Source organism: Amycolatopsis nivea (assembly GCF_004522235.1).
GTDB lineage: Bacteria > Actinomycetota > Actinomycetes > Mycobacteriales > Pseudonocardiaceae > Amycolatopsis > Amycolatopsis nivea.
The window spans coordinates 73,169-98,292 of sequence record NZ_SDLT01000033.1 but is presented as its reverse complement, the minus strand read 5'-3'; the positions used below and the strand labels follow the sequence as shown (position 1 = coordinate 98,292).

Sequence of the window (25,124 nt, the reverse complement as noted above, 5' to 3'; positions counted from 1 at the left end):
GTGCCGGGCTTCTCGGAAATTCCCGGAGAACGGAGAACGGCGGGCCCGGGGGAGCCCGCCGTTCTCGTGGGGAGGGGATCAGCCCTTCTGCCACAACGCTGGCGCGTTGGGCGGTTCCCAGCCCTGCTGGGCGGTGTGGCCCTGCAGGCACACGTAGCTGACCCCGTTGAACGTGACGCGCGTGCCAGCGGTATACGACTTGCCCGCGGTCCAGGACGTCCCGCCGGGCTGGCCGGTCGGCGACGTCGGACTCGTCGAGGGCCCGCCGGTCGGCGTCTGCTGGACGTTGAGCACGAAGTCGAACGCCGCCTCCTTGGCGTTGTTCGGGGCGTCGCGGACGGTCATGAGCAGCCGCGGGTCGAAGATCGTGTCGGTGTTGTTCCGCGGTTCGCCCGGGAAGTACAGCTGGGTCGTCAGGATCGGCTCCCCGGGGGCCTGCACCTTGACGTGGATGTGCCGCGTCCGGCCGGGGTAGAGGCCGGGCACGATCGTCGTCAGCTTGAACTCGCCGAGGTCGTTCGTGTACTGGTGGCCGCGGAAGGTGTAGCCGACGTTGTCGTACGCGCCGTTCACGTCCGCCTGCCAGAAGTCCAGCAGTGCGCGGCTGACGGGCTGGCAGGACAGCCCGAACACGTAGCCGCTCACGGTGAGCCGCTGGCCCGGGGTGTTGGCGTCGACGAGCACGCTGCGCTCGGGGGAGTTCGGCTTGAAGTACGGGCCTTCGGTCTGGTCGATCGTCGGCTCGTCGCCGTCGTGGCAGTACGGGGTGGGCTCGACCTTCTGCCCGCCGGCGAAATTCGTGCGGGCCAAGGCGGGGCCGCCGACGAGTGCCACCGGCGCGGCGACTCCGGCGGCCAGCGCGGCCTTCAGCACTGCCTTGCGGCTGAACTTTCTGTCTTCGTCCATGCCTGCTCCTCGGTGGGGCTCGGGATTCCCCTCGACGGTAGGGAGGAGATCAGCCCGCAGCGATGGACGGAGTCATGCAGTCGTGGTGAATCTTCGGGGCGGTGTCGCCGGTGCGGCGGAATCCGCCGGGGCTCAACCCGGTTTCGCGCCGAAAGAACCGACAAAAGTAGGCCGGGTCAGCGAATCCGACGCGGCTGGCCACCTGTCGCACGGACAGATTCGTCCGCAGCAGGAACCGTTTCGCCTCCTGGGTCCGCGCCTCGCGCACCAATTCCGCCGCGGTACGCCCGGTTGCCGCCTTGACGGCTTCGGTGAGATAGCCGGGAGTGACGCCGAGCCGTTCGGCGTGCGCGCGCACCGACCACAGTCCCAGCTCGGATTTTTCCGCCTGCTGCGCGAATTCCGCCGCTACCGCACGTGCGCGGGCGGGTGCCGGCGCGGACGGAATCCCGGGAAGCCGCCCGGCGCGCACGATCAACACGTGCAGCAGCGCGCGCAGCACGGATTCGCCGTCCTCGCCGCCGCGGCGGAATTCCTCCTCGAGTTCGGCGATCAGCCGCGCAGTCCGGTCGTGTTCGGCCCGGTCCAGCCGCAGCCACGGCCGTTCGCGCAGCCTGCGCAGGGTTTCGCGGTCGGCCGGATGGTCGAACAGGAAATCGTCGGTGAACAGCACGACCGATCCGGCGAGTTCGCTCGCCTCCCAGTGGTGCACCTGGCCCGGCGTGACGACGCCGAGGTGCGGCGGGCTCAGCTCCCACCGCGTCAGGTCGACCACGTGCGCGCCGGTCCCTCCGGTGACGAGCACGATTTCGTAAAACGTGTGCCGGTGCGGGAATTCCGCCCTCGACAACGGGCCCACCGCGTCGAAAGACCCGACCGCGAACGGCACCGCGTCGGGCGCGGGCACCTCGAGCCGGTGCAGCGGAAGTTCACCGGTTTTGACCGGTCGGCAGCACATTCCCGGAGGCACCGTCGTCCCTCGCATCAGTCCGTCCTTTTCGCCGGTTTCGGAACGAAAAGTCTAGACCAATTTTGGCCACGATACTTCCGACGGAAGTATCAGTAACTCGGTGGAGTGACGCTCACGAGGAAACGGGCGGTGGTCCGGCCGTCGTTGCGGAAGCGGTGCGGGATGGTCGAATCGAAGTGGCAGCTGTCGCCCGTCTTGAGCACGTGCGTCTGCTCGCCGACCTGGACGGTCAGCCGTCCGGCGATCACCACCACGCATTCCTCGGAGGGATGCGAGCGCAGTTCGTCGGACGAGGCGCCGCCGGGTTCGAGCACGCCTTCGAGCACCTCGAGCTTCGCGCCGCCGGGGGAGGCGCGGGTGTAGGTGATCGCGTGGTGCGGCGAGGAGATCCGGTACCGGTCGTCGTGCCGGATCACCGCGACGGTTTCCTCGTCCGGCTCCTGGAACAGGCTGAACAGCGGGATGTCGAGCACCTCGGCGATGCGCCGCATGGTTTCCAGGCTGGGGTCGGTGACGCCCCGCTCGACCTGGCTGATCAACCCGGTCGACACGCCCGCCTGGTCGGCGAGCTGGCGCACGGTCAGCCCGCGCAGGGTGCGGAATTCGCGGATCCTCGTCACGGTCACCCGATCATTATCGTCAAACGGTGCTCCGGCGCAGGTCACTGGCCTCCGCGGGTCCCGCTGGGCGGTCCCCTGCCCCGACTTCGACCGCGGTGCGCGACGGCGGGCGGGTCACCAGGCTGACCGCCACCGTCACGATCAGGTTGACGACGAGCGCGGGCAATCCGACGACGGTTCCGGGCGGCATCGCGTGCGCGACGAGCGAACCGAGCGCGGGCACGCCGACGATCAGCCCGCCGCACAACGCACCCGCCGCCAGTCCGGGCGCGGTGACCCGGTGCCACAGCATCGAAAGGAACAGTGCGGGAGCCAGCTGGCCGACGGCGCTGTACACGTTCGTCATGATGCTCAGCAGTTTTTCGTTGCTGTGCGCGACAAGAAGTACGGAAAGCGCAGTGAAAACGAGGACGCCCACGCGCATCGCAGTCAGCGACGAGGCCCATTTTTTCGACCGGGCCCCGAGCACGTTGCGGGTGAACAGACTGCTGGCCGCGAGCACGAGCACCGCGGTCGGCACCAGCGCGACGAGAATGCCCGCACCGCCGAGCAACCCGATGACCCATTCCGGATACTTCTCGCGCACGAAAATCAGCAGCGACGCGTTCGCCTGTTTGTCGGTCAGCTTCGGCAGTGCGAGCACCGCGGCGAGCGCGATCATCACGATCAGGACGTAGAACAGCGAATACAGCGGCTGGACGACTTGATTGCGGCGGATCGTCGCGACGTCCTTCGCGCTGTAGGACACCTGGAACATGTGCGGCAGCGCGAACGAGCCCAGCGGTGTGAGCAGCAGGAAGCTCATCCACCACCAGGTGTTCGTGGCGGTCGAACCGTGGAGTCCGGGCAGTGTCGCGCCGTTCGGATGCGCTTGTTTCATCGCGTCGAACACGCCGAGCGGACCGCTCACGCCGGCCGCGTCCGCCGCGCCGATCGCGACCACGAGCAGGATCGCGATCAGCAGGACGTCCTTGACGATCGCGGTGAACGCGGCGCTGCGCATCCCGCCGACCAGCACGAACCCGGCGACCAGCGCCCCGCCGGCGACGACATAGACGAGCGACGGGACCTCGCTGCCGAACAGGCTCGCCAGGATCAGGCTGAGCCCGGTCAACTGGACCTGCGCGTACAGCAGCAGCGCGACGATCCCGAAGACCGCGATCAGGCCGCCGAACCAGCGGGCTTCGAAGCGGGTGGTGAAGTAGTCGGCCATGGTGACCAGGCCGTGCTGTTTGCCCGCGCGCCAGATCTTCGGCACCACCCAGTAGCCGACCGCCGCGGTCAGCACGACCGTGCCGAGGACGTAGAACCCGGGCGCGCCGTTGCTGAACACGCCCTGCGACGCGCCGAGCAGCGCGAACGTCGTGAAGGTTTCGCCGACCAGCAGGAACCAGAACAGCCAGGTGCCGAACCGGCGTCCGCCGACGGACCATTCCTGCAGATTCATCGCCCGGCCGCGCGCGGCGGCGACGGTGCCCCAGACGATCGAGCCGACCGCGATCAGGAGAGCGAGTGCCAGTGCCATCGCGCTACACCCGGTCCAGGTCGCCGCGGCGGCGGTCGATCGCGTAGACGAGACCGATCGCGCCCGAGCCGATCAGCACGCCCGCGGTCATCCACACCAGCAGGAACGGGATCGAGCCGAAGACGTAGTCGATCCGGTTGACCAGGGGGATCGCCGCGACGCACCACGCGAACGGGACGACGAGCAGAAGCCAATGCCAGCGGCGGCGGTTGCCTGGTGCGGTTCGGGTCATGATCGCTCCTCAGCTACCCACGTCGATGTGTTCAGCCTGGATGAATGTGCATCAGTGTGAGCGATGACTTGTGTTGCGTCAATCACGACAATCGTGGCGACGCGAGAGAGGGTTGCGCAGTGGAAGTGCTCACTGTTCACTGTGGCTGACGGCAGTTCTCGCGGAGGTGACTCGTGGATCCCGACCGGTTCCGTGCCCAGTTCCCCAGTTTGGCCGACACCACGCACCTGGCTTCGTGCAGCCAGGGCGCGGTTTCCACGCAGGTCACCGCGGCATTGGGGGAGCTGGCGTATTCGCTGCGCGACCAGGGTGCGCCGTGGGGTCCGTGGATGACCGAAGTCGAGCGTTTGCGCACCGCCGCGGCGGGTTTCCTCCACGCGCACCCGGACGAGATCGCGTTGGTGCCCTCTGCGTCGCACGCCGCTTTTCAGGCGGTCAACGCGGTCGACTTCGACGACGGCGGCGTGATTGTGTCGATGGCGTCGGAGTTTCCCAGCGTCGGGCAGGTGCTGCACGCGCAACGTCCGGCACGCGAGCAGATGCGGTGGGTCAGCCAGGACGCGATGCGTTCGCTCGGGGTGATCGAGGCTTACCGGGCTCAGATCGGCTCGTCGACTCGGCTCGTATCGATCCCGTTCGCCTTGTACACCAACGGTTCCCTGCAACCGGTGAACGAAATCGCCAAACACGCGCGAGCCGTCGGGGCCCGAGTTTTAGTCGATGCCTACCAAGCGGTCGGCGTCGTCCCCGTAGACGTCACACAACTGGACTGCGACTATCTGGTCACCGGCACCCTCAAGTATTTGCTTGGCCTGCCCGGAATCGCGGTGCTGTTCGCCCGCAGCGGCGTCGAAGACCACCAGCCGCCGCGGATGACCGGCTGGTTCGGCCGCGTCGACCCGTTGGACTTCGATCCCGCGCTCCTCGACGTCCCGACCAGCGCCCGCCGTTTCGAATCCGGCACTCCCGGAATCCCCGCCGCCTACGCCGCCCGCGCCGGCATCGAAGTCCTCAGCCACCTCGATCCCGCCGCAGCCTGGGCCCACGTCGAACGCCTGGTCGCGGAAACCACCGAACGCCTCACCGCTGCTGGCGAAACCCTGAACGGACCGGCCCCCGACGCTCGCCCCGGCCCGCAAGTCGCATTGGTCGACGCCGATCCCGTTGCCCTGGCGGACTTCCTCGCCGCCCGCCGCATCGTCACCGCGCCGCGCGGGTCGAACCTGCGGATCTCCTTCCACTGCTACAACACCACCGACGACATCGACCGCCTGTGCACGGCGCTCGCGGAATACCGGAGGCAAGCATGATCCTCACCGCCGCGCGGCTCTTGACTGACGCGTCCGCCCCGCTGGTCCACGACGCCGCCGTCGCCGTCTCGGACGGCGTGCTCACCTATGCCGGACCCCGGAATTCCGCTCCGGACGGCCCGGTGACCGACCTCGGCGACGTCACCCTGATGCCCGGATTGATCGACTGTCACGTCCACCTCTGCCAGGACCCGGGTTCCGGCGAAGTCAGCCTGGAAATGCCCAGCGATGACGACGTGCTGAGCCGCCGGATGATCGCCAACGCGCAGCGATTGCTCGACGCCGGAGTCACCACCGCCCGCGATCTAGGCGCGCCCGGCACCCTGGGCACCCGCGTACGAGACTTGCTTGCCGCCGCCCCGAACGCCACTCCGCGAATCCTCGCCGCGAACGCCCCGATCACCGTCACCAACGGCCACGCCGCGTCCATGGGCGGCATCGCGGACGGCGTCGACCAGGTCCGCGCGAGGGTCAAACAGCACGCGGAGGACGGCGTCGACCTGATCAAAGTCATGACCACCGGCGGCTTCATGACCCCTGGCAGCCATCCGGCGCAAGCGCGCTACACCGTGGACGAGCTGACCGCTTTGGTGTCCGAAGCACACGACCGTTCGCTGCCGGTTACGACACACGCGCTGGGCGTCGAAGGCATCGAACGAGCCGTACTCGCCGGGGTCGACTGCATCGAACACTGCGGCTGGGTCACCCGTACCGGTACGGAATTCGATCCGCGAATCGCCGAGATGATCGTTTCCCGCGGAATCGCCGTGAGCCCGACCATGAATACCGCTTGCACCGCAGCGGACTACATGTGCCCCTGGGACGAACGCGACGCCGTGGTCGGCAACCTGCGTGCGCTGATCGCCTTGGGTGCCATCATCGTCGCCGGAACGGACGCTGGAATCCCGCTTGTGCACTTCGAACGCTACGCCGACTGTCTGGACACCTTCGCCGAAGCCGGAATGACTCCGCGCCAAGCGATCGCCAGCGCCACCTCAGTCGCCGCTCGCGTGTGCGGCCTGGCCGACGTAACCGGCCGATTGGTCCCCGGTCTGCGCGCGGACGTGATCGCGGTGGACGGCGACCCGACCGAGTCGCTGGCTTCGCTGCATCACCCGCGTTTCGTCCTGGCGGACGGTCTTCGCCACGAAATCCGCAACACCGACCTGGGAACGAGCGATTCGGTTGCGCGGGAGCGCATCCGCCGAAACCTCGAACAGGGGGCCGGACGATGACAGACTGAAGATCCGCTGACGGAAGGGATCCAATGCTGTTCGACTGGACGCCACAGGCGGTCGTCTTCGACTGCGACGGCCTGCTGATGGACACCGAACCCTGCTGGTCGGTCGGCGAAACGGAGCTTTTCGCCCGCCGCGGACTCCCGTTCGGACCGGAGCAGAAGGCGCTGGTCATCGGCAAATCGCTCGCCGCGGCGGCCGACACCATGGCCGAGGTTTTCGGCGAACCGGGCAACGGTCCCTCGATCGCGGACGAGCTGCTGGCCATGGTGACCGACGTGGTGTCCGCGAAAGCCGAAGCGATGCCCGGTGCCCACGAACTGGTCGAACTGGCCGCCGCCGCGGTGCCGGTCGTGGTGGCCAGCAACTCGCCGCGCGCACTCCTGGAAGCCGCGTTGAAGCGAGGCGGCTTCGAGTTCTCGATCAGCGTGGCTGCCGACGAGGTCGTCGCGCCGAAGCCAGCTCCGGAGATCTACCTGACGTCCTGCGCCCGGCTAGGCGTGGCTCCGGCTTCGGCCCTCGCCTTCGAGGACTCGATGACCGGCCTTCGGTCCGCCCGCGCCGCCGGCGTGCCAGTGGTCGGGGTCCCGACGTTGTCCGGCACCGAGTTCCCCGCCGACGTCGTGGTCCCGTCCCTGCGCGACGCGGACCTCCTGGCCTGGATCCGGCGGTGGCGGTAACCACGCGTCCGCCCGCGTGAAGACCCGCCCGTCTCGTGATTGACTGGCCGGCATGGCCGTGCTTCCGCATCCGAGTCTCCGGGGTCCGCAGTGACCTCCGAACCGGCTGCGGCCACGCGTCCGCGCAATCGCAAGCAGCTCATCGTCGAAGCGGCGGGCCGCGCCTTCAGCGAGCGCGGCTACCACGCGGCGTCGATGGAGGAGATCGCCGCCGCCGTCGGGATCACCGCCGCGGCGCTGTACCGGCATTTCCCGAACAAGTACGCCCTCTTCACCGAGTGCGCCAACGTGATGGCGGACCGCCTCGTCGCAGCCCTCGACGCGGTGCCCGCTGACGCACCAGCCGTGGCTGTCCTCCGTCCGCTGGCCCAGGTCACGGTCGCCCACCGCGAGTCCGGCGGCCTGTACCGCTGGGAAGCCCGCTACCTCGACCGACCGGACCGGCGCGTGCTGAGCGCGAAATTCGCCCAAGTCGTCGCGCGCGTGACCGAGGTAGTGCAGCCGTCCCCGGACGCGGACCTCCGGGCCGTAGCCGCACTCGGCGCGATCGGCTCGATCACCATGCACCGCACGTCGATCGCCCACCATCGCGCCGAGAACTTGCTGACCGAATCCGCCCTCCGCCTCGCCACGTCGACGATCACCCCGACCGCGCCGTCGGTGGAGTTGCCCGCCCAGCCCGTCGCACGGACCCGCCGCGCGCAGATCCTCGCCGCCGCGGTGCCGTTGTTCGAGCGCGACGGATTCGCGACCGTCACGAACGCCCGCATCGCCGAAGCCGTGGGCATAGTGCCTTCCGCGCTGTATCGCCATTTCCCCAACAAGGCCGAGATTCTGGCGGCAGCCTGCCTGCAAGCCGCAGGACTCCTGTCGCAAGCCGTAGAACAAAACCTCCACGGCACCACCGGTGCGCAAGCCCTGCCCGTTCTGGCCGCGACCTACGTGGCGTACAGCTTCGAACACACCGCATTGACCAACGTTGCCGCAGCTGAACTGGGCGGCCTGCCCGCCGCGTTGCAACGCCCGCTGATCCTCGCCCAACGCGAGCACATCGCTGTCTGGGAACAACAACTCCGCCTGGCCCGGCCGGAGTTGGACGCGCACCAAGCCCGCGTACTGGTGCACGCGGGCTTCGGCGCAGTAGTCGAAACCGGCCGGCGGCTGCGGTGGGAGGACACTCCCGGCCACCGCGCCGCCGCTACCGCTTTCCTGTTGAGCGCACTCGGTCTCTAGGCTCCCGGCCGATTCGCCGTCGGAAGCGTGATCGGCGTCTGCGTCGGCGAGGTCCCGTTGTTGAGGTACAGCATCGAAATGCCGCGCACGAACTGATCGAAGAGATAGAAACTGCCCGGCATGATCTTGGACGCCCCTTCCCGGAATGCCACATAGGCAGGCCATTCGATCCGCACCAATGCCGCCTGCGCGTAGTCGCGGGGGAGTCCGAGCCAATCGCCCATCTGGTCGTTGAGCAGATACCGCACCAGTTCGTTGACGAACCCGGAATCGAGCCCGAGCGTCGGATTTTCGATGTACCCGAGCAACGTCTTCGCCAGGCTGACCCCTTCCTCGGTCGGCCCGAGCACTGGCCACAACATTTGCTGCGCCTGCGCTTCCGCGTCCGCCCAGGTCTGCGGAATGAACTGCTCCTGGACGCCGAGCAGATGCAGTGCGACCTGCCAGGCATGCAGATCCGCGTCCTGCTCCGCCGTCGACAACGCGATGTGCCACTTGAGCATGTTGCTGCGCGCGAACGTCGCCACGGAATGAAACGTCCGCAAAATGTCCCCGTTGCTGATCGGCTTGGGCTGATCCGCGCCCGCCTGGTACTTCGCCGACGTCGGCAGCAAATTCCGCACCGCCGCGTGCACGAGCCGAGTCTTGTTGGCTGTAACGACGAAATGCCCGTCCGGCGCCCAAGCTTTGGAGTTGTGCAGGTCGTAGCCGAAGGTGAACGTCTTGGCCGCCCGCTGCTTCATGTCCGCACCGCCGGCGGACCAGTAAACCGCCCGCGCCTCCCGTGGAATGACGGTGCTCATGATCCCGCTGCCGAGCGTCTCCGAGACGAACAGATAACTGCTCAACCGGGTATAAAGCTTCTCCGACGCGGCAAGCTTCGCCGGATCCGCCCACGACGGCAGCTTGTTGACCTGCTGCAGATACGCCACCAGATAGTCCGGCATGCCGGCGGGCAACGGCGCGTCGTTGTCGATCCAGCCCTCCCAGGCCTTGTTGACCGCCGGTACTTTGCCCTCGGCCAGCAACGCCTTGGCGACCGCGTCCGCGCTGTCGTCCCACACCTGGAACGGATCGGCCCCCGTCCCGCTCCCGGCGATGGACCCCTTGCTCGACCAAGCCCACGCGGTGCCGGTGGTGCCCGCCATCCCCGCGATGCCCAACGCCGCGCCGAGGGTCAGCACCTTCCTTCTGCTGAGATTCTCCATGTACTTGTCTGCCTCTCTGGTAGGCGTCGTTGCCATCCCATCACCGGCCAGGGGCTGCTCGCCGCCCCCTGTCGACAGTCTCGGAAGAAGTGATTTCTCATTAACATAACGGCACCGGACGGCTGGTGGCAAGAGGTGTCGCCGCTCCGGATCAACGACCGGCCGGGGGCGCTCGCTGGCACCGGCATCAGCGGATGCGGTCCGGATCATGGGCGCGGATCGGTCGGGCGCGCAGGCAGGAGCCCCGGACGTCGGTCCGGGCCAGTCAGGACAGCCGGGGTGCTCGCCCGCGTGGGCTCAGCGCCGCTTCTTGCGCGATTTGTTCGAAGACCGGGAAACCCCGGCCAGCGGATGCGCGGTCGAGTGTCCAGGCCGCGGCCGGGCGAACACCTCCCGAAGCTCCGCCAAGCCCGTCTCGTCGGGATGGCCGCAGGCGAGCACGTTCGCGGTCAAGCCGCGAACCTCGTCGGGCGGGATCGTGGCGAGAGTGTCGGAGACCGCCTCGGGGCCGCCGGTTTCGAGCAGGTGAATGAAGTGCTCGGCCATGCCGCGCAGTGCTTCCTGTTCGCCGAGGTCCTCCATCGGGAACTCGCCGTCGTCGATGAGGAGTTGCACGGCGATGGGTCCGAGCTGCCGGTCGTGGCTCAGTTCCCGCAGCACCGCGGTGCCGTCGGGAAGAGCCTGGACCGTCACGTCGAGCATCGCTCGCGCGCGCGTGCGGAACGGGCTGCGGCGGATCGCGTCCAGCAGCAAGGGCAGCCCGCGTTCCGGTCCTCCGCGGGCGGCCAGCCATCCGGTCAGTTCCGCTTCCGCCGCCTCCGGGTGGTAATGCTCGGAGAGCAAGCCGAGCAACCCGGCGGGTTCGGCGTCGGACAGTTCCCCGGTCAGCGGCGCGTGGCGGCCTTCGGCGACCAGGCGCGCGCGGACCGCACGAGCCGCCAACGGAGTCAAGCTCACCAGCTCGGTGCTTTCGCCGGAAAGCGCGGTCCGCAGGCGGGCATCGGTGTCCGGCGGAAACCCGGCGGGCCCGTCCGGGCCGAGATCGGCGCGGAAAATCGGATCGGGCGCACCGGTCGTGAGCGTGACCGCGCCGAAGTCCGCGAGCGTGGCGAACACCCGGCGCAGATCGGCGCCGATTCCGTGACGCGTCTCCGGATCGTCCGGGTCCTCAAGCCAGACGGCTTCGAGGAAGGACAGCCAGACGGTTTCCTCGAGCCGGACCACCGGCATCGGTTCGGGAAAGCCGTAAAGAGCGTTGAGCACGTCCGGCAGCACGATGTCGATGATTTCGCCGAACAGCACGGTGTACTGCGGCACCCAGCGTCCTTGCACGACGAGTTCGGGGGAGGGCAGTGCGTCGAACGCCGCGATCCAGAGAGCGAGACTGTCCCGGAGCAGCCGCGCGTTCTTCGCGACGCGCACCAGCTTGCCCTTGACCGCCCGGACGACGCGGATCTCTTTCGCCAGCTCGACCAGTCCGGCCAGCACGGGCAGGTCGGCGCTGCTCTGGGTCCGGAAAACCCGGTCGCCGATCGTCGGATCGATCCGGTCGCCAGTGCCCAGCAGGTCCACCAGTTCGCGCGCATCGGCCAGTTTCAGCTGGCCGGTCGAGGTCAGCGCCCGGCCGTCGCCGACCCATTCGACCAGTGCGCGCAACCGGGCGACGACCGGTGTCCGCTCGGCTGCCTCCGCGAGCTCCGCGTCCGGCGGAAGCGACACCGGCAGCTGCGGCACCGCACGTTCAGGCTGGCCGCCGTCGAGGAGGTGCCGGGCGGCGATCTCTTCGAGCACTGCTTCGTCGAAGTCGACGTTCCCCGCACGAACTTCGTCGAGAAAACGTTCCATGGCCGCGTTGTCCGTGGGATCGATGCCCTGCCGGAGCGCGTTCATGACCCAGAACTTGGCCACACCGAAGTTCCGTTCGTCGGCCATCGCCGCGGCGAATCCGTAGCTGGCGTTCACCGCCGCGGCGTCGAGGTCGGCCAGCGGATCGCCCGTGGGGTCGGCGAGTTCGTTCGCGTGCAGCCAGCGCAGGAACAGCCGCAGATCGTCCGGGACGCCGGCCGCGTCCTCGGGAGCGGCCGACAGCGTCCGAGGCGTGTAGGACAACAGGAATTCCGCGACCAGACTTGTCGTCCAGTAGCCCAGCCGACCGTCGATGCTGTGGTGCCGGAAGTTCAGCGCCGATTCCACTGTCAGTGGATCGACGTGCTCGTCATCGGCCGCGCAGCGCCGGACCAGCAGGGCCTTGGCCGCCTCGAACGCGTCGGCGTCCTCGGGCTCGAAATACATGCGCACGGTGGGTTTACCGTCCTTGCCGGTCCGAAGCGGGCACGTTGGCAGCGTAGGGCGTGCCTGTCCGTGCCCGCGAAGCACCGTGGAACGCGCCACCGGTTGTCAGGCGCAACAACCCTCTGGCTTGGCCGCCTCATCGGACGTGCAGCACGTGGCGAGCGCGGCACTGTCGGAGCCGTACGTCTGGGAATCCGCCTTGACGGTGTAGACCTCCCAAGGCTCTTGCCCGGGACCGTGCACCCACACCTTGTCCTGCACGGCGTAGCAGCAGGTGGTGTTGTCCTCGGTCAGTGTCTCCAGGCCTTCTCCGGTGAGCCGCTTGCTGGCCTCGTTGACGTCGTCGGTTGATTCGACCTCGACGCCGAGGTGGTCCAGGACGGTGTTCTGTCCCGGTTCGCCTTCCAGCAGCACGAGCTTGAGCGCGGGCTCCGCGACGGCGAAGTTGGCGTAACCCGGCCGGAGCTTGGCCGGTTCGACGCCGAACAGCTTTGAGTAGAAGTCGATCGAACCAGCCAGGTCACCGACCCGCAGGGCGAGCTGAACTCGAGACATCGGCACTCCTTGAATAGATGGTTGTCGAAACAGGATGGACCTAGATTGCTGTCTATCTAGAGATCTGTCAAGATAGACGCATGTCGAAGCAAATCCTGCTGGCGGCGATCAGCGCGTGCTGTACCCCGTTGGCGCGCGAACCGCTGTCCGAGGATCAGGCCGCGGAGTTGTCGAAGCTGTTCAAGGCGATGTCCGACCCGGTGCGGCTGCGGCTGCTGTCGCTGATCGCGTCCCACGCGGGCGGGGAAGCGTGCGTCTGCGACCTGACCGACGCGTTCGACCTGACCGGTCCCACGATCTCCCATCACCTGAAGGTGCTGCGCGAATCCGGCTTGATCACGGGGGAGCGGCGCGGCACCTGGGTCTACTACCGCGTCCACCCGGAAGTCCTCGCCCGGCTCTCGGCCGTGCTCGTCCCGAGCGACGCGGAGGCTAGGGCATGACGGCGGAAACCGGCGTCGTCGGCAAACTGTCCACTTTGGACCGGTTCCTCCCGGTGTGGATCGCCGCCGCGATGGTGCTCGGGCTGCTGGCCGGCCGGTGGATTCCGGGGCTGAACACCGTGTTGTCCGCGGTGGAGGTCGACGGGATCTCGCTGCCGATCGCGGTCGGGCTGCTCGTGATGATGTACCCGGTGCTGGCGAAAGTCCGCTACGACCGGCTCGGCAGCGTGACCGCCGACCGGCGGCTGCTGTGGCCGTCGCTGGTGCTGAACTGGCTGATCGGCCCGGCGCTGATGTTCGCGCTCGCCTGGCTGCTGCTGCCCGACCTGCCGGAATACCGGACCGGGCTGATCATCGTCGGTCTCGCCCGCTGCATCGCGATGGTGATCATCTGGAACGACCTCGCCTGCGGCGACCGGGAAGCCGCCGCCGTGCTGGTCGCGCTCAACTCGGTGTTCCAGGTCGTCATGTTCGGCGTCCTCGGCTGGTTCTACCTCGCCGTGCTGCCCGGATGGCTCGGCCTGCCGCAAGCCGATCTGAGCGTTTCCGCGTGGCAGATCGCCAAGAGCGTGCTGGTGTTCCTGGGCATCCCGCTGCTCGCCGGCTACCTTTCCCGGCGGCTGGGCGAGCGCGCGAAGGGCCGCACCTGGTACGAATCCCGGTTCCTGCCGAAGGTCGGACCGGTCGCGCTGTACGGGCTGCTGTTCACCATCGTGGTCCTGTTCGCGTTGCAGGGAGACCAGATCACCAGCCGCCCGCTCGACGTCGCCCGGATCGCACTGCCGTTGTTGGTCTACTTCGGACTCATGTGGGCGGGCTCCTACGCGCTCGGCAAGGCGGTCGGCCTGTCGTACGAGCGGACCACGACCCTGGCGTTCACCGCGGCGGGCAACAACTTCGAGCTCGCCATCGCGGTCGCGATCGCCACGTTCGGCGCCACGAGCGGACAGGCGCTCGCCGGAGTGGTCGGGCCGCTCATCGAAGTCCCGGTGCTCGTCGCACTGGTCTACGTGTCTCTCGCGCTTCGACGCCGATTCGCGACCGCGGCGGTTGCGTCATGAGCGTCCCCGAAGTGCTCTTCGTGTGCGTGCACAACGCCGGGCGTTCACAGATGGCGGCCGGGTTGCTGCACCATCACGCGCGCGGCAAGGTCGTCGTCCGGTCCGCTGGATCCGCGCCGGCCGACACGGTCAACCCCGCCGTCGTCGCGGTCATGGCCGAACTCGGCATCGACCTGTCCCGCGAATTCCCCAAACCCCTGACCGTCGAGGGCGTCCAGTCGGCGGACGTCGTCATCACCATGGGCTGCGGCGACGCCTGCCCGGTCTTCCCCGGCAAGCGCTACCTGGACTGGCAGCTCGACGACCCGGCGGGCCTCCCGGCCGAGCAGGTCCGGCCCATCCGCGACGAGATCGACCGCCGGGTCCGGGCGCTGCTCGCCGAACTAGCCAGCTGACCCATTCATCGTCTATCGTCGATGGACGATGAAGGGAGTTGCCGTGTTGGACCGAGCCGAGGCGGAGACCTACGCCGGATGGTTCCGCGCGCTCGCGGATCCGACGCGCGTCCAGATCCTGCACCTGATCGCCTCCGCGGATCGTCCGCTGTCGGTCGGCGAAATCGTCGAGCAGGTAAGCGTCAGCCAATCGACCGTCTCAGCGCATCTGAAGATCCTCACCGAAGCTCGGTTCGTCCTCGTGCAGCCGCACGGCACCGCCCGGTTGTACCGGGTGAACGAGCGGTGTTTGTCCTGCTTCCCCAGCGCGGCCGACGTCGTCATGGGCCGCGCCGCCGTCCCCTTCGCCGACATCGCTTGCGAGGTACCGAGATGAGTCCAGATCAGGACGCGGTCCGGGAACGCTACGCCAACGCCGCACGACGAGCGCTGGCCGGCGAAGCCACCGGGGAACTCGGCGCACAGCACTACGCCGGGGAAGACGTCCCCGAAACCGTGGCAGCCACCAGTCTCGGCTGTGGAAACCCGCTCGCCGTCGCCGACCTGCGCCCCGGCGAGACTGTCCTCGACCTCGGCTCCGGTGGCGGCCTGGACGTCCTGCTTTCCGCGCGGCGCGTCGGACCCTCCGGCCGCGCCATCGGCCTCGACATGACCGACGAAATGCTCGCTCTCGCCCGGCGACAGGCCGCGCAGGCGGAAGTCGCGAATGTCGAGTTCGTCAAGGGCACGATCGAAGCCATTCCCTTGCCGGACAACACTGTCGACGTCGTGATCTCCAACTGCGTCATCGCCCTGTCGCCGGACAAACCGGCTGTCTTCGCGGGAGTCGCGCGCGTGCTGCGTCCCGGCGGCCGCCTCGGCGTGACCGACCTCCTCGCCGAGGAAACGCTGACCGCGGCGGAGCGCGCAGCCGCCGACGAGGAATGCCTCGGCGGAGCACTGACCGCGGACGATTACCGAGCCTTGCTCCACGCTGCGGGTCTCGTGGACGTGGACATCCGGCGTACGCACGAGGTCGGAAACAAGCTGTACTCGGCGATCATCCGCGCCAGCAAGCCTCACTGACGAAGCAGCGGCCCCACTCCCGGAACCCGGGTGATCTCGTCCGCGAGAAAGTCCCGCAAAAGTCGCACCCGCGTCAGCTCCGCCCGCTCCGGCACGACGAGCAGATTCACCGGCACCGGCGCGCAACCGTACTCAGGCAGCACCGCCCGCAGCGTTCCGTCCCGCAGAAGGTCGTCCACCAGCCACCGCGGCACGGGCGCGATTCCGCGGCCAGCAACGAGCGCTTCCCGAGCCGCGAGACCGTGATCAACCCGCAGCCGAGGCGTGAAGGTCGCGACGTGCTCCGTGCCCTCCTCGTCGATCAGCGTCAACTCGCCGCTCTTGGCGACGCTGGTCCGGCGAATCACGTCGTGCGACGAGAGTTCCTCCGGCGACTCAGGCGTTCCGCGCCGCGCGAGATAGTCGGGTGACGCGACCAGAATCTGATGCGCCATCCCGAGCGGACGCAGGCGCAGTTCGCTGTCCGGCTGCGGCCCGAGCTGAATCGCGATGTCCACGCCGTCGCGGATCAGGTCGGAGCGCTCGTCGGTGAGGACGAAGTCGACGCGAATGTCCGGATAGCGATCCTGGAAGCCGAAGATCAACCGGCTCAGGTGCATCACCCCGAAAAAGGCCGAACACGAGATCCGTACTCTGCCGGACGCACCGGTCCTGGCGTCTTCGACCTCCTGTCGAGCCTGCTCGACCAACCGGAGGATCTCCGTGGCGCGGGCGTAATAGCGGCGGCCCTCGTCGGTCAGCGAAATGCTCCTGGTGGTGCGGCTGAACACGGAGACCCCGAGCGCCTCCTCCAGGTCGCCGACATGCCGGGTGACGGTGGACTGCCCGACGCCGAGATCCCGGGCCACCGCGGAGAAACTGCCGCTTTCGGCGACCCGGACGAACGTGCGCATGCGGTCGAGCGTGACTTCTGGCTTATGCATCGCGTGGATGAATCCTCTCCGCCGACGAGGTTAAATGAATCGCCCGCCCGCGGCTACCGTCGAAATTCCGACGGAAAGAAGCGGAGAATGCCCATGGGACCCGTGCGGGCTTGGCCGGACGGCAAGAAGGTCGCGGTGAAGATCTGCGTCGCGCTCGAGTCGTGGTCCGACGGCCACTGGCCGGTCTACGCGCCGATGGCCGCCGCCTGGCCGCTGCCCGGCGTGGAGTGCCGGCACAGCATGTCGTGGGCCGAATACGGGGCGACGACCGGAGTGTGGCGGCTGCTCGAAATCCTGGACCGGCACGACCTGCCGGCCACCTTCGGCGTCAGCGGCCTTCTCGCCGAGCGACACCCCGAACCGGTGCTCGCCGCACACGCCGCCGGACACGAGATCGCCGCGCATTCCTACGCCCAAGACGTCATTCCCGGACAGCTCGATCCCGACGCCGAAGCGGAAAACATCAACCGCTGCACCGAAATCCTGCGAGACGTCACCGGCTCCCGGCCCACCGGCTGGCTCAGCCCACGCGCCACCGAATCCCGCCGCACCCCGGACCTGCTCGCCGCGTCCGGCTACCTCTGGTCCGGCGACCACAGCGACCAGGATTTGCCGTACGTCGCGACCACGTCCGCGGGCCCCTTGGTCTACTTGATGCACAGCGACTTCACCGACGTACGCGGTGTCATGGCAGGCCCGCGCGCATACCGGGACATCCACGTCGACTTTCTCGACTACCTCCTCCGCCAGTCGACCCCAGGGATTCTCAACCTGACCGTCCACGCCCATGTCGGCGGACGCCCCCTGTTCGCCGACCAATTCGACCAGCTGCTCCAGGAAGTCGCCCTCCGCCGAGACGACCTCTGGATCGCCACCCACCACGAACTCGCCGAGTACGTGCTCGAGAAGGCCGCGTCATGACTCACACCCTCGTCATCGGCGGAACCGGAGCCATGGGCAGCCGTGTCGTCACCCGGCTCCTCGCCGACACCGACGACGAAGTCACCGTGCTCACCCGCGACCCAGATTCACCCCGCGCGACAGCCCTTTCCCATGACCGCGTGCGGTTAGTCCGAGGCGACGCAAGCGATCCGCGAAGCATCGAGCGCGCGCTGAACGGCGTCTCCCGAGTCTTCTGCAACACCGATTTCTTCTCCACGCAAAGCCCGCTCGCCGAGTTCACGCAAGGCACGAGCATCCTCGAAGCAGCCCGCCAACACGGCGTCGACCGATTCGTGTGGTCCTCGCTGGACAGCGCCGCGACGCTCACCGCCGGCCGCGTTCTCGTGCCGCATTACGAAGCCAAAGCCGCCGTCGCCGCACACATCCAGCTGCACCGATCCGAAGAAATGATGCGCCACGAACCGGACGGCTGGTATTCCGAGCACGTCTCGATCCTGGTGACCTCGCCGTACTTCGAGAACCTCCAGTCCCGCCTGTCACCCGAGGGCGACGAGGCCGTGGTGTTCACCCTCCCGCTCGGCACCGGCCGATACCCGATGATCGCCCTGTCCGACATCGCCTGGTTCGCAGTACACATGCTGGAACACTGGCAATCCTGGGGCGCACGCGATCTGGCCGTCTCCGCGGACAGCCTGACCGGCACCGAAATCGCCGCGACCTTCGAGCGCGTAACTGGGACGCCCTCCCGCTACGAAGACCTGCCACTCGGCACCCTCCGCACGAGCATCCCCGACGTCGGCCACGACTACGCCGGAATGTTCGGCTTCTTCCAGCGACACGACGTCGCCGCCCACGACCGCGACCTCGCCCTGTTGCGCCGCCTCCACCCCGGCCTGATGACCTTCGAAGACTGGCTGCACCGAACCGGCTGGGACGGCAGCCGCCGCGAGGTTCAGCAGTTCCGGCCTAGATCATGACGTACGCGTCCGTCCGAAACGAACTGCGCGCCACCCTCGAAGACCTCCGCGCCGCAGACCTGTACCAGGCCGAACACCGTCTCACCTCGCCGCAATCACCGCAGATCTCCGTAGCCGGACAGGAGTTCCTGAACTTCTGCGCCAACAACTACCTAGGCCTGGCCAACCACCCCGCAGTCATCGCCGCCGCCCAACGAGCCCTCGAAGCGCACGGCTTCGGAATGGCAAGCGTCCGCTTCATCTGCGGCACTCAAACCCTGCACACTGAGCTGGAAGCGCGCCTGTCAGCCTTGCTGGGAACCGAGGCGACAAACCTCTATTCCTCATGCTTCGACGCGAACGGCGGCGTATTCGCCACCCTCCTCGACGAACGCGACGCAGTGTTCTCCGACGCCCTCAACCACGCCTCAATCATCGACGGCATCAGACTTTCCAAGGCGCGCCGCCACCGCTACCGCACCCTGGCCGAGCTAGAAAACCAACTGGCGTCCACCGCCGCCCGCCGCCGACTCATCGTCACTGACGGCGTCTTCTCCATGGACGGCTCCATCGCCCCACTGCGAGAAATCTGCGACCTAGCCGATAAACACGACGCCCTGGTCATGGTCGACGACTCACACGCCACCGGAATCCTCGGCGAGACCGGAGCCGGAACCCCCGAACTCCTAGGCGTACGCGACCGAGTCGACATCGTCACCGGCACCCTAGGCAAAGCCCTCGGCGGCGCGTCCGGCGGTTTTGTCAGCGCCCATGCCGAAATCGTGGACCTGCTGCGGCAGCGCTCCCGCCCGTACCTGTTCTCCAACGCCCTCCCACCCGCCATCGTCGCAGGCACCCTCGCCGCCCTAGACCTCGCCGACCCCTCCCGCCGCGCGACGCTCCACCGCAACACGGCCGTCTTCCGCTCTCGGATGAGCCAGGCAGGCTTCCCCCTACTGCCCGGCGAACACCCGATCGTGCCGGTGATGCTCGGCGACGCAGCCGAAGCCGTCCGCATGGCCGAACGAATGCTGCGGTTGGGCGTATACGTGACAGCGTTCAGCTACCCAGTGGTGCCGCTGGGGGCGGCCCGCATCCGGGTGCAGATCTCGTCGGAGCACTCCCTCGAAGACCTGGACCGTTGCGTCGCCGCGTTCATGGCCGCCCGCGGCTGACAAACGCGAATGGCCCGCCAGCACGAGGCTGACGGGCCATTCGAGGAGTGCGAGTTCAGTAGGTCTGTCACGCCCCGGCGCTGACCTGCCGACGTCTGACGGCCCGGGGACGGCCTGGCGGGTCCCTCTCGGACTCGGCGGGCCATCAATGAGGTGTTCCGCCGGAAAGACGCCGCGTGAAACGACAAGGGCACAAAGAACGGGACGGCGGTCGGGGAATCCCCTCGACCGCCGTCCCGTGTCTTGTGGGTCGTCACCTGCTCACCTCTGGCGGCCTGGTGACGGCCTGGCGGGGACTCGGACCAGTGAAACCCCTGGTCAAAGCCCCGCGCCGATCACACGTCGTAGTACAGCGAGAACTCGTACGGGTGCGGACGAAGCCGCAGCGGGTCGATTTCGTTCTCGCGCTTGTACTGGATCCACGTCTCGATCACGTCGGGCGTGAAGACGCCGCCCTCGAGCAGGTAGTCGTGGTCCTGCTCCAGGGTGTCCAGCACGGTGCCCAGGTCGCCCGGGACCAGCTTGACGTTCTTGGCCTCCTCGGGCGGCAGCTCGTAGAGGTCCTTGTCGATCGGCTCCGGCGGCTCGATCTTGTTCTTGATGCCGTCGAGCCCGGCCATCATCATCGCGGAGAACGCGAGGTACGGGTTGCCCGACGAGTCCGGGCAGCGGAACTCGGCGCGCTTGGCCTTCGCGTTGTTGCCGGTGATCGGGATGCGGACGCACGCGGAGCGGTTGCGCTGCGAGTACACCAGCGAAACCGGGGCCTCGAAGCCCGGCACCAGGCGGTGGTAGGAGTTCACCGTCGGGTTGGTGAAGGCCAGCAGGCTCGGCGCGTGCTTGAGCAGGCCGCCGATGTAGTGCCGCGCCGTGTCGGACAGGCCCGCGTAGCCGGACTCGTCGTGGAACAGCGGCTGGCCGTCCTTCCACAGCGACTGGTGGCAGTGCATGCCCGAGCCGTTGTCGCCGGCGAGCGGCTTCGGCATGAACGTCGCGGTCTTGCCCGCGGCGAACACGGTGTTCTTCACGATGTACTTGAACAGCTGCAGGTCGTCGGCAGCGTGCAGCAGCGTGTTGAACTTGTAGTTGATCTCCGTCTGACCGGCGGTGCCCACCTCGTGGTGCGCGCGCTCGATCTCGAAGCCGGAGTTCGTCAGCGTGCGGACGATGTCGTCGCGCAGGTCGGCGAAGTGGTCGACCGGCGGGACGGGGAAGTATCCGCCCTTGAACTTCGTCTTGTAGCCCTGGTTCCCGCCCTCGGTGTCGGCGCCGGTGTTCCACCAGCCCTCGACCGAGTCGATCTCGTGGAACGACAGGTGCTCGGCGTCCTCAAAACGGACCGAGTCGAAGATGTAGAACTCCGCCTCGGGGCCGAAGAAGACGTTGTCGGCGACGCCGTACTCCGCGATGTACTGCTCGGCCTTGCGCGCGATGTTGCGCGGGTCGCGGCTGTAGGCCTCGCGGGTGAACGGGTCGTGCACGAAGAAGTTCAGCGAGAGCGTCTTCGCCTTGCGGAACGGGTCGATCCGCGCCGTCTCGGGGTCCGGCAGCAGCAGCATGTCGGACTCGTGGATCGACTGGAAGCCGCGCACCGAGGAGCCGTCGAAGGCGAGACCCTCTTCGTACGCCTCCAGGTCGAACGCCTTGGCCGGCACCGTGAAGTGCTGCATGACGCCCGGCAGGTCGCAGAACCTGACGTCGATCGACTCGACCTTCTCGTCGGCGATGAGGCGCTGAATGTCGTCTGGAGTAGTGGGCACCCTCGGTGACTCCTTCTCGTTCGTTACCGGCGGCTGTACTCTCTTCGGCTCACGCTAAGAGGGCGGTGTTGCCCGACCGTCACCCGAATGTTTCGCGGGTGTTAACGGGCCGCCGTCACTGCCCAGTCGACCAGGCCGGATGTGGTCCGCGCCACCGGCATACCCTGGACGGGTGGCGAGATGGACGGGTGAATGGCTGCCGGGCACGGGCGACGGCTCCACCGCGGCGGGTCCGCGCGAGGCCCCGAAGTGGCGCGGCGAGTCGATGGGCCTGCCCGAATCGGGCGTCGGCTCGGTGGCGGGCGGCGGCCCGCGCTTCCTCGCGCTCGTGCTCGACCTGGTGCTCGCCTCCCTGATCACGGCCCTGTTCGTGCGCTACGACCTGCAGAACGCCGCCGCGATGCAGACGTTCAACCTCTGGGCGGGCGCGGTCTGGGCGGTCATTACGGTCATTCCGGTCACGTTCTTCGGCTTCACCCCCGGCATGGCGGCCCTCGGCATCCGGGTGGCGCGCCTGGACGGGGCGGCGATGGTCGGCGCGTGGCGCGCGCTGGTGCGGATGGTGCTCACGGTGCTGCTGCTCCCGCCGCTGGTGCGCAACGCCGACGGCCGCAACTGGCTCGACCGCGTCACCAACACCGTCGTCATCCGGATGCGCTGACCCCCGGACGCGAAGAACCCCCGGCCGCGGCGGACCGGGGGTTCTCGGCAACCAAGCGTCAGCGACGGCGGATGGTGCGCTGCACGTTCCGCATCTTCGCGCCCGCGGGCATCGGGCCCTTCGGCATCGCGGCGCCGCGCGAGCCGAGCGCGGCCAGCTTCGCCTCGAGGGCGTCGATCTGGGCCGGCTTGAGGTTGCGCGGCAGCTTCGTCAGGTGCGACTGCAGCTTCTTGAGGGGGACCTGCTTCTCCTCGTGCCCGATCGTCACGTCGTAGATCGGGGTGTCGCCGACCAGCCGCGACACGCGCTTCTTCTCCTGCGCGAGCAGGCTCTTCACCCGGTGCGGCGCGCCTTCGGCCACGAGGATCACGCCGGGGTGGCCGAGCACGCGGTGGACGGCGTCGAGTTGGGTCGTCGCGGCGACGGTCGGCGTGACCTTCCACTTGCCGCGCATGTTCTCCAGCGCCCAGGCTCCCGCGCCGGGCTGGCCGTCGGCCTTGCCGTAGACCGTGCGCTGCACGCGCCTGCCGAAGATGATCACGGCGAGCAGGATGCCGAGCACGATGCCCAGCGGCAGCAGCGTCCACTGGATGCCGAAGATGAGCCCGATGCAAAACAGCACACCGGCGACGACCACGATCGAACCGGCCATCCAGGGGATGAGCATCGGGTCTTCGCGGCGCTGCATCTTGAACGCCTCGAACAGCTGGCCGCGCCGGGCCTTGCTCGCAGCGCGCTTTTCCCGCTTGGCCTGCTTGGCCGCTTCCTTGTCCTGCTTGCCCGCCATATGACCAGGATACGGCCGCGTGCCCGGCCGGGAATCCGTCGGCCCCCTCTGCGAGGATCGCGGGGTGGCCATCGCATCGTCTCCCCAGAGCCGGCAGAGCCGCGCGAGCCTGCTCGACGGGCTTGATCCCGAGCAGCGAGCCGCCGCGGCGGCCCCCCGCGGCCCGGTGTGCGTCCTCGCCGGCGCGGGCACCGGAAAGACCCGGACGATCACGCACCGCATCGCCCACCTGGTCCGATCGGGCCATGTCGCGGCTGGGCAGGTACTGGCCGTCACCTTCACGACGCGCGCGGCGGGGGAGATGCGCACCCGGCTGCGCGGCCTCGGGGTCGACGCGGCGCAGGCGCTGACCTTCCACGCCGCCGCCCGCCGTCAGCTCCGCTACTTCTGGCCGCGCGTCGTCGGCGACCGGCCGTGGGACCTGATCGACAACAAGTTCCGGCTCGTCGCCCAGGCCGCCCAGCGCGTCCGGCTGAGCACCGAGACCGAGGTGCTGCGCGACCTGGCGAGCGAGATCGAGTGGAGCAAGGCGTCGCTCGTCTCGCCGGACGACTACCCGACGGTCGCCGCGCGGATGCAGCGCGACACCCCCGCGCCGGTCGCGCAGGTCGCCGAGGTCTACCGCTGGTACGAGGAGCTGAAGACGAACGCGCAGGTCCTCGACTTCGACGACCTGCTTCTGCAGACCACCGCGGTGCTGGAGCGGCACGAGGCGGTCGCGACCGAGTTCCGCGACCGGTACCGCTGCTTCGTGGTCGACGAGTACCAGGACGTCACGCCGTTGCAGCAGCGGTTGCTCGACGCGTGGCTCGGCGGCCGCGACGACCTCACCGTCGTCGGCGACGCCAACCAGACCATCTACTCCTTCGGCGGCGCCTCGCCGAAGTCGCTGCTGGAGTTCACGCGGCGGTTCCCGGAGGCGACCGTCGTGCGCCTCGAACGCGACTACCGGTCCACGCCGCAGGTCGTCGCGCTCGCGAACCGCGTGATCGGCGCCGCGCGCGGACGTCCGGCCGGGTCGCGGCTGAAGCTCATCGGGCAGCGTCCGGAGGGGCCGGACCCGCGGTTCGCCGAGTACGAGGACGAGGCCGCCGAGGCCAGCGCGGTCGCGCGGCGGGTCCGCGAACTGCTCGACGCGGACGTGCCGGCGAGCGAGATCGCGATCTTGTTCCGGGTGAACGCGCAGTCCGAGGCGTATGAGCAAGCGCTCACCGAAGCCGGGATCCCGTACCTGGTCCGCGGCGGCGAGCGGTTCTTCCAGCGCACCGAGGTCCGGCAGGCGATGGCGGCGCTGCGCACGGCGTCGATGGAACCGACCTCGCTGGAGCTGGTCACCACGGTGCGCTCGGTGCTCGCGCGGGTCGGGCTCACCGAGCAGCCGCCGTCGGGCGGAGCGGCGAAGGAGCGCTGGGACGCGCTGCTCGCGCTGGTGGAGCTGGCCGAGGAGCTGGCCGCGGCGGTCGAGGACGCGGATTTGCCGCGCTTCGTCGCGGAGCTCGAACAGCGCGCGGCGGCGCAGCACCCGCCGACCGTCGAGGGCGTCACGCTCGCCTCGCTGCACGCGGCGAAGGGGCTCGAGTGGGACGCGGTGTTCCTCGTCGGGCTGTCCGAGGGCACGATGCCGATCTTGCACGCGGACGGCGACGACGCCGCGATCGAAGAGGAACGACGGCTGTTCTACGTCGGCGTCACGCGGGCTCGGGAGCACCTGTCGCTGTCGTGGTCGCTGTCGCGCGGACAAGGCAGGGGACGCAACCGGCGCCGCTCGCGGTTCCTGTACGGGCTGATCCCGGAGGACCACCCGGCGGCCCGCATCGCCCGATCGCAGCAGGCGGCGAAGCCTGGCTCGAATGTCGCCCGCTGCCGGCTGTGCGGCGGTCCGCTGGTGCAGACCATGGAGGTCAAGCTCGGCCGGTGCGGGAAGTGCCCGTCCACAGTGGATGAGGATCTGCTGGAGAAGCTGAAGACGTGGCGCGGGGAGCGTTCGCGGGAGCTGAAGGTCCCGGCGTTCGTCGTGTTCACTGACGCGACGCTGATGGCGATCGCCGAACAACGGCCGACCGACGACGGCGCGCTGGTGTCGATCTCCGGGATCGGCGCGACGAAGCTCGAGCGGTTCGGCGCCGAGGTGCTCGACGTGGTCCGGTCGTCGATGCGATCTTGACCGCGTCTTCGCGGTGATCGATGCGGCGAACCTGCAGCTCGGAGGCGATCTTCAGCTTTTCG

The 25,124-nt window shown here is 68.4% G+C and carries 25 protein-coding genes; 14 read left to right on the top strand and 11 right to left on the bottom strand.

The annotated features are described in order from the left end of the window. Nucleotides 1-78: 78 nt before the first annotated feature. The 5 genes from EIZ44_RS31865 to EIZ44_RS31845 all read right to left on the bottom strand — a co-directional run bounded on the left by EIZ44_RS31865 (nucleotide 79) and on the right by EIZ44_RS31845 (nucleotide 4,253). Entirely contained in the window at nucleotides 79-906 is an 828-nt protein-coding gene (locus EIZ44_RS31865) for a dioxygenase family protein (protein WP_037818258.1), read from the bottom strand. 49 nt (nucleotides 907-955) lie between these two features. Beyond that, the gene (locus EIZ44_RS31860; RefSeq protein ID WP_037818259.1) at nucleotides 956-1,891 is read right to left on the bottom strand and encodes a helix-turn-helix transcriptional regulator; all 936 of its coding nucleotides are present in this window, start codon (nucleotides 1,889-1,891) and stop codon (nucleotides 956-958) included. Nucleotides 1,892-1,965: 74 nt separating this feature from the next. Further along, on the bottom strand, nucleotides 1,966-2,502 hold the full coding sequence (locus tag EIZ44_RS31855; protein ID WP_037818260.1) for a helix-turn-helix domain-containing protein: 537 nt from the start codon (nucleotides 2,500-2,502) through the stop codon (nucleotides 1,966-1,968). A 13-nt stretch (nucleotides 2,503-2,515) separates the two neighbouring features. Next, nucleotides 2,516-4,021: a sodium:solute symporter family protein gene (locus EIZ44_RS31850; RefSeq protein ID WP_037818261.1), complete on the bottom strand. Its 1,506-nt coding sequence runs from the start codon at nucleotides 4,019-4,021 to the stop codon at nucleotides 2,516-2,518. A gap of 4 nt (nucleotides 4,022-4,025) precedes the next feature. Then, entirely contained in the window at nucleotides 4,026-4,253 is a 228-nt protein-coding gene (locus EIZ44_RS31845) for a DUF3311 domain-containing protein (RefSeq protein ID WP_051171722.1), read from the bottom strand. Between the two features lie 173 nt (nucleotides 4,254-4,426). Between EIZ44_RS31845 and EIZ44_RS31840 the strand changes: the two genes are divergently transcribed. The 4 genes from EIZ44_RS31840 (at nucleotide 4,427) to EIZ44_RS31825 (ending at nucleotide 8,714) form a co-directional block, all read left to right on the top strand. Next, nucleotides 4,427-5,563, top strand: a complete 1,137-nt coding sequence (locus EIZ44_RS31840) for an aminotransferase class V-fold PLP-dependent enzyme (RefSeq protein WP_063762914.1) — start codon at nucleotides 4,427-4,429, stop codon at nucleotides 5,561-5,563. Beyond that, nucleotides 5,560-6,798 carry a metal-dependent hydrolase family protein gene (locus EIZ44_RS31835; protein WP_134732834.1) on the top strand — a complete coding sequence of 413 codons (1,239 nt, stop codon included), beginning with the start codon at nucleotides 5,560-5,562 and terminating at the stop codon, nucleotides 6,796-6,798. Before EIZ44_RS31840 ends, EIZ44_RS31835 begins: the two co-directional genes overlap by 4 nt. 32 nt (nucleotides 6,799-6,830) lie before the next feature. Continuing rightward, nucleotides 6,831-7,481, top strand: a complete 651-nt coding sequence (locus tag EIZ44_RS31830; protein WP_134732832.1) for an HAD family hydrolase — start codon at nucleotides 6,831-6,833, stop codon at nucleotides 7,479-7,481. Between the two features lie 90 nt (nucleotides 7,482-7,571). Beyond that, entirely contained in the window at nucleotides 7,572-8,714 is a 1,143-nt protein-coding gene (locus tag EIZ44_RS31825) for a TetR/AcrR family transcriptional regulator (protein WP_205673376.1), read from the top strand. Here EIZ44_RS31825 and EIZ44_RS31820 read toward each other — a convergent pair. The 3 genes from EIZ44_RS31820 to EIZ44_RS31810 all read right to left on the bottom strand — a co-directional run bounded on the left by EIZ44_RS31820 (nucleotide 8,711) and on the right by EIZ44_RS31810 (nucleotide 12,769). After that, on the bottom strand, nucleotides 8,711-9,922 hold the full coding sequence (locus EIZ44_RS31820; protein ID WP_134732828.1) for an oxygenase MpaB family protein: 1,212 nt from the start codon (nucleotides 9,920-9,922) through the stop codon (nucleotides 8,711-8,713). The two genes, EIZ44_RS31825 and EIZ44_RS31820, sit on opposite strands and share 4 nt — an antisense overlap. Nucleotides 9,923-10,219: 297 nt before the next feature. Then, complete coding sequence (locus EIZ44_RS31815; protein ID WP_240691472.1) at nucleotides 10,220-12,214, bottom strand: hypothetical protein; 1,995 nt, start codon at nucleotides 12,212-12,214, stop codon at nucleotides 10,220-10,222. 105 nt (nucleotides 12,215-12,319) lie between these two features. Continuing rightward, entirely contained in the window at nucleotides 12,320-12,769 is a 450-nt protein-coding gene (locus tag EIZ44_RS31810; protein ID WP_037818266.1) for an ArsI/CadI family heavy metal resistance metalloenzyme, read from the bottom strand. 80 nt (nucleotides 12,770-12,849) lie between these two features. Between EIZ44_RS31810 and EIZ44_RS31805 the strand changes: the two genes are divergently transcribed. Genes EIZ44_RS31805 through EIZ44_RS31785 form a run of 5 tightly spaced genes read left to right on the top strand, consistent with a single transcriptional unit; the run spans nucleotide 12,850 to nucleotide 15,733 of the window. Then, complete coding sequence (locus EIZ44_RS31805; RefSeq protein ID WP_134732824.1) at nucleotides 12,850-13,212, top strand: ArsR/SmtB family transcription factor; 363 nt, start codon at nucleotides 12,850-12,852, stop codon at nucleotides 13,210-13,212. Continuing rightward, nucleotides 13,209-14,273: an ACR3 family arsenite efflux transporter gene (gene arsB / locus EIZ44_RS31800; protein WP_134732822.1), complete on the top strand. Its 1,065-nt coding sequence runs from the start codon at nucleotides 13,209-13,211 to the stop codon at nucleotides 14,271-14,273. Before EIZ44_RS31805 ends, arsB begins: the two co-directional genes overlap by 4 nt. Next, a complete protein-coding gene (locus EIZ44_RS31795; RefSeq protein ID WP_134669722.1) occupies nucleotides 14,270-14,668 on the top strand; it encodes an arsenate reductase ArsC in 399 nt (132 codons plus the stop codon). Before arsB ends, EIZ44_RS31795 begins: the two co-directional genes overlap by 4 nt. Nucleotides 14,669-14,711: 43 nt before the next feature. Next, the gene (locus EIZ44_RS31790; RefSeq protein WP_037818270.1) at nucleotides 14,712-15,044 is read left to right on the top strand and encodes an ArsR/SmtB family transcription factor; all 333 of its coding nucleotides are present in this window, start codon (nucleotides 14,712-14,714) and stop codon (nucleotides 15,042-15,044) included. Beyond that, complete coding sequence (locus tag EIZ44_RS31785; RefSeq protein ID WP_134669718.1) at nucleotides 15,041-15,733, top strand: methyltransferase domain-containing protein; 693 nt, start codon at nucleotides 15,041-15,043, stop codon at nucleotides 15,731-15,733. The genes EIZ44_RS31790 and EIZ44_RS31785 overlap by 4 nt, the downstream gene beginning before the upstream one ends. Here the strand turns inward: EIZ44_RS31785 and EIZ44_RS31780 are convergent. Further along, nucleotides 15,727-16,626, bottom strand: coding sequence for a LysR family transcriptional regulator (locus EIZ44_RS31780; protein WP_205673375.1), 900 nt, complete (start codon nucleotides 16,624-16,626; stop codon nucleotides 15,727-15,729). The two genes, EIZ44_RS31785 and EIZ44_RS31780, sit on opposite strands and share 7 nt — an antisense overlap. 117 nt (nucleotides 16,627-16,743) lie before the next feature. On the opposite strand from EIZ44_RS31780, the gene EIZ44_RS31775 reads away from it, so the two are divergent. Genes EIZ44_RS31775 through EIZ44_RS31765 form a run of 3 tightly spaced genes read left to right on the top strand, consistent with a single transcriptional unit; the run spans nucleotide 16,744 to nucleotide 19,690 of the window. After that, nucleotides 16,744-17,577 (top strand): polysaccharide deacetylase family protein, encoded by an 834-nt coding sequence (locus EIZ44_RS31775; RefSeq protein ID WP_240691471.1) that lies wholly within the window; start codon nucleotides 16,744-16,746, stop codon nucleotides 17,575-17,577. Further along, nucleotides 17,574-18,536: an NmrA/HSCARG family protein gene (locus tag EIZ44_RS31770; protein WP_134732818.1), complete on the top strand. Its 963-nt coding sequence runs from the start codon at nucleotides 17,574-17,576 to the stop codon at nucleotides 18,534-18,536. The genes EIZ44_RS31775 and EIZ44_RS31770 overlap by 4 nt, the downstream gene beginning before the upstream one ends. After that, nucleotides 18,533-19,690, top strand: coding sequence for a glycine C-acetyltransferase (locus tag EIZ44_RS31765; RefSeq protein ID WP_134732816.1), 1,158 nt, complete (start codon nucleotides 18,533-18,535; stop codon nucleotides 19,688-19,690). The genes EIZ44_RS31770 and EIZ44_RS31765 overlap by 4 nt, the downstream gene beginning before the upstream one ends. 335 nt (nucleotides 19,691-20,025) lie before the next feature. Here the strand turns inward: EIZ44_RS31765 and glnA are convergent, their stop codons facing one another. Then, nucleotides 20,026-21,450: a type I glutamate--ammonia ligase gene (glnA, locus tag EIZ44_RS31760; RefSeq protein ID WP_037818277.1), complete on the bottom strand. Its 1,425-nt coding sequence runs from the start codon at nucleotides 21,448-21,450 to the stop codon at nucleotides 20,026-20,028. Between the two features lie 172 nt (nucleotides 21,451-21,622). Between glnA and EIZ44_RS31755 the strand changes: the two genes are divergently transcribed. Then, a complete protein-coding gene (locus tag EIZ44_RS31755) occupies nucleotides 21,623-22,111 on the top strand; it encodes an RDD family protein (RefSeq protein ID WP_134732814.1) in 489 nt (162 codons plus the stop codon). 58 nt (nucleotides 22,112-22,169) lie between these two features. Here EIZ44_RS31755 and EIZ44_RS31750 read toward each other — a convergent pair whose 3' ends face one another. After that, nucleotides 22,170-22,898 (bottom strand): DUF4191 domain-containing protein, encoded by a 729-nt coding sequence (locus tag EIZ44_RS31750; RefSeq protein ID WP_037818279.1) that lies wholly within the window; start codon nucleotides 22,896-22,898, stop codon nucleotides 22,170-22,172. Nucleotides 22,899-22,962: 64 nt separating this feature from the next. Here EIZ44_RS31750 and EIZ44_RS31745 point away from each other — a divergent pair, with 64 nt between their 5' ends. Further along, a complete protein-coding gene (locus EIZ44_RS31745) occupies nucleotides 22,963-25,062 on the top strand; it encodes an ATP-dependent DNA helicase UvrD2 (protein WP_134732812.1) in 2,100 nt (699 codons plus the stop codon). Nucleotides 25,063-25,124: the final 62 nt, after the last annotated feature.

What these genes read in the sequence shown, in the direction of transcription:
- EIZ44_RS31805 (WP_134732824.1), top strand. Translation starts at nt 12,850, where the DNA reads ATGTCGAAGCAAATCCTGCTGGCGGCGATCAGCGCGTGCTGTACCCCG.
- EIZ44_RS31820 (WP_134732828.1), bottom strand. Translation starts at nt 9,922, where the DNA reads ATGGAGAATCTCAGCAGAAGGAAGGTGCTGACCCTCGGCGCGGCGTTG.
- EIZ44_RS31795 (WP_134669722.1), top strand. Translation starts at nt 14,270, where the DNA reads ATGAGCGTCCCCGAAGTGCTCTTCGTGTGCGTGCACAACGCCGGGCGT.
- EIZ44_RS31845 (WP_051171722.1), bottom strand. Translation starts at nt 4,253, where the DNA reads ATGACCCGAACCGCACCAGGCAACCGCCGCCGCTGGCATTGGCTTCTG.
- arsB (WP_134732822.1), top strand. Translation starts at nt 13,209, where the DNA reads ATGACGGCGGAAACCGGCGTCGTCGGCAAACTGTCCACTTTGGACCGG.
- EIZ44_RS31830 (WP_134732832.1), top strand. Translation starts at nt 6,831, where the DNA reads ATGCTGTTCGACTGGACGCCACAGGCGGTCGTCTTCGACTGCGACGGC.
- EIZ44_RS31785 (WP_134669718.1), top strand. Translation starts at nt 15,041, where the DNA reads ATGAGTCCAGATCAGGACGCGGTCCGGGAACGCTACGCCAACGCCGCA.
- EIZ44_RS31750 (WP_037818279.1), bottom strand. Translation starts at nt 22,898, where the DNA reads ATGGCGGGCAAGCAGGACAAGGAAGCGGCCAAGCAGGCCAAGCGGGAA.
- EIZ44_RS31775 (WP_240691471.1), top strand. Translation starts at nt 16,744, where the DNA reads ATGCCCATGGGACCCGTGCGGGCTTGGCCGGACGGCAAGAAGGTCGCG.
- EIZ44_RS31780 (WP_205673375.1), bottom strand. Translation starts at nt 16,626, where the DNA reads ATGCGCACGTTCGTCCGGGTCGCCGAAAGCGGCAGTTTCTCCGCGGTG.
- EIZ44_RS31860 (WP_037818259.1), bottom strand. Translation starts at nt 1,891, where the DNA reads ATGCGAGGGACGACGGTGCCTCCGGGAATGTGCTGCCGACCGGTCAAA.
- EIZ44_RS31810 (WP_037818266.1), bottom strand. Translation starts at nt 12,769, where the DNA reads ATGTCTCGAGTTCAGCTCGCCCTGCGGGTCGGTGACCTGGCTGGTTCG.
- EIZ44_RS31815 (WP_240691472.1), bottom strand. Translation starts at nt 12,214, where the DNA reads ATGTATTTCGAGCCCGAGGACGCCGACGCGTTCGAGGCGGCCAAGGCC.
- EIZ44_RS31865 (WP_037818258.1), bottom strand. Translation starts at nt 906, where the DNA reads ATGGACGAAGACAGAAAGTTCAGCCGCAAGGCAGTGCTGAAGGCCGCG.
- EIZ44_RS31765 (WP_134732816.1), top strand. Translation starts at nt 18,533, where the DNA reads ATGACGTACGCGTCCGTCCGAAACGAACTGCGCGCCACCCTCGAAGAC.
- EIZ44_RS31835 (WP_134732834.1), top strand. Translation starts at nt 5,560, where the DNA reads ATGATCCTCACCGCCGCGCGGCTCTTGACTGACGCGTCCGCCCCGCTG.
- EIZ44_RS31850 (WP_037818261.1), bottom strand. Translation starts at nt 4,021, where the DNA reads ATGGCACTGGCACTCGCTCTCCTGATCGCGGTCGGCTCGATCGTCTGG.
- EIZ44_RS31770 (WP_134732818.1), top strand. Translation starts at nt 17,574, where the DNA reads ATGACTCACACCCTCGTCATCGGCGGAACCGGAGCCATGGGCAGCCGT.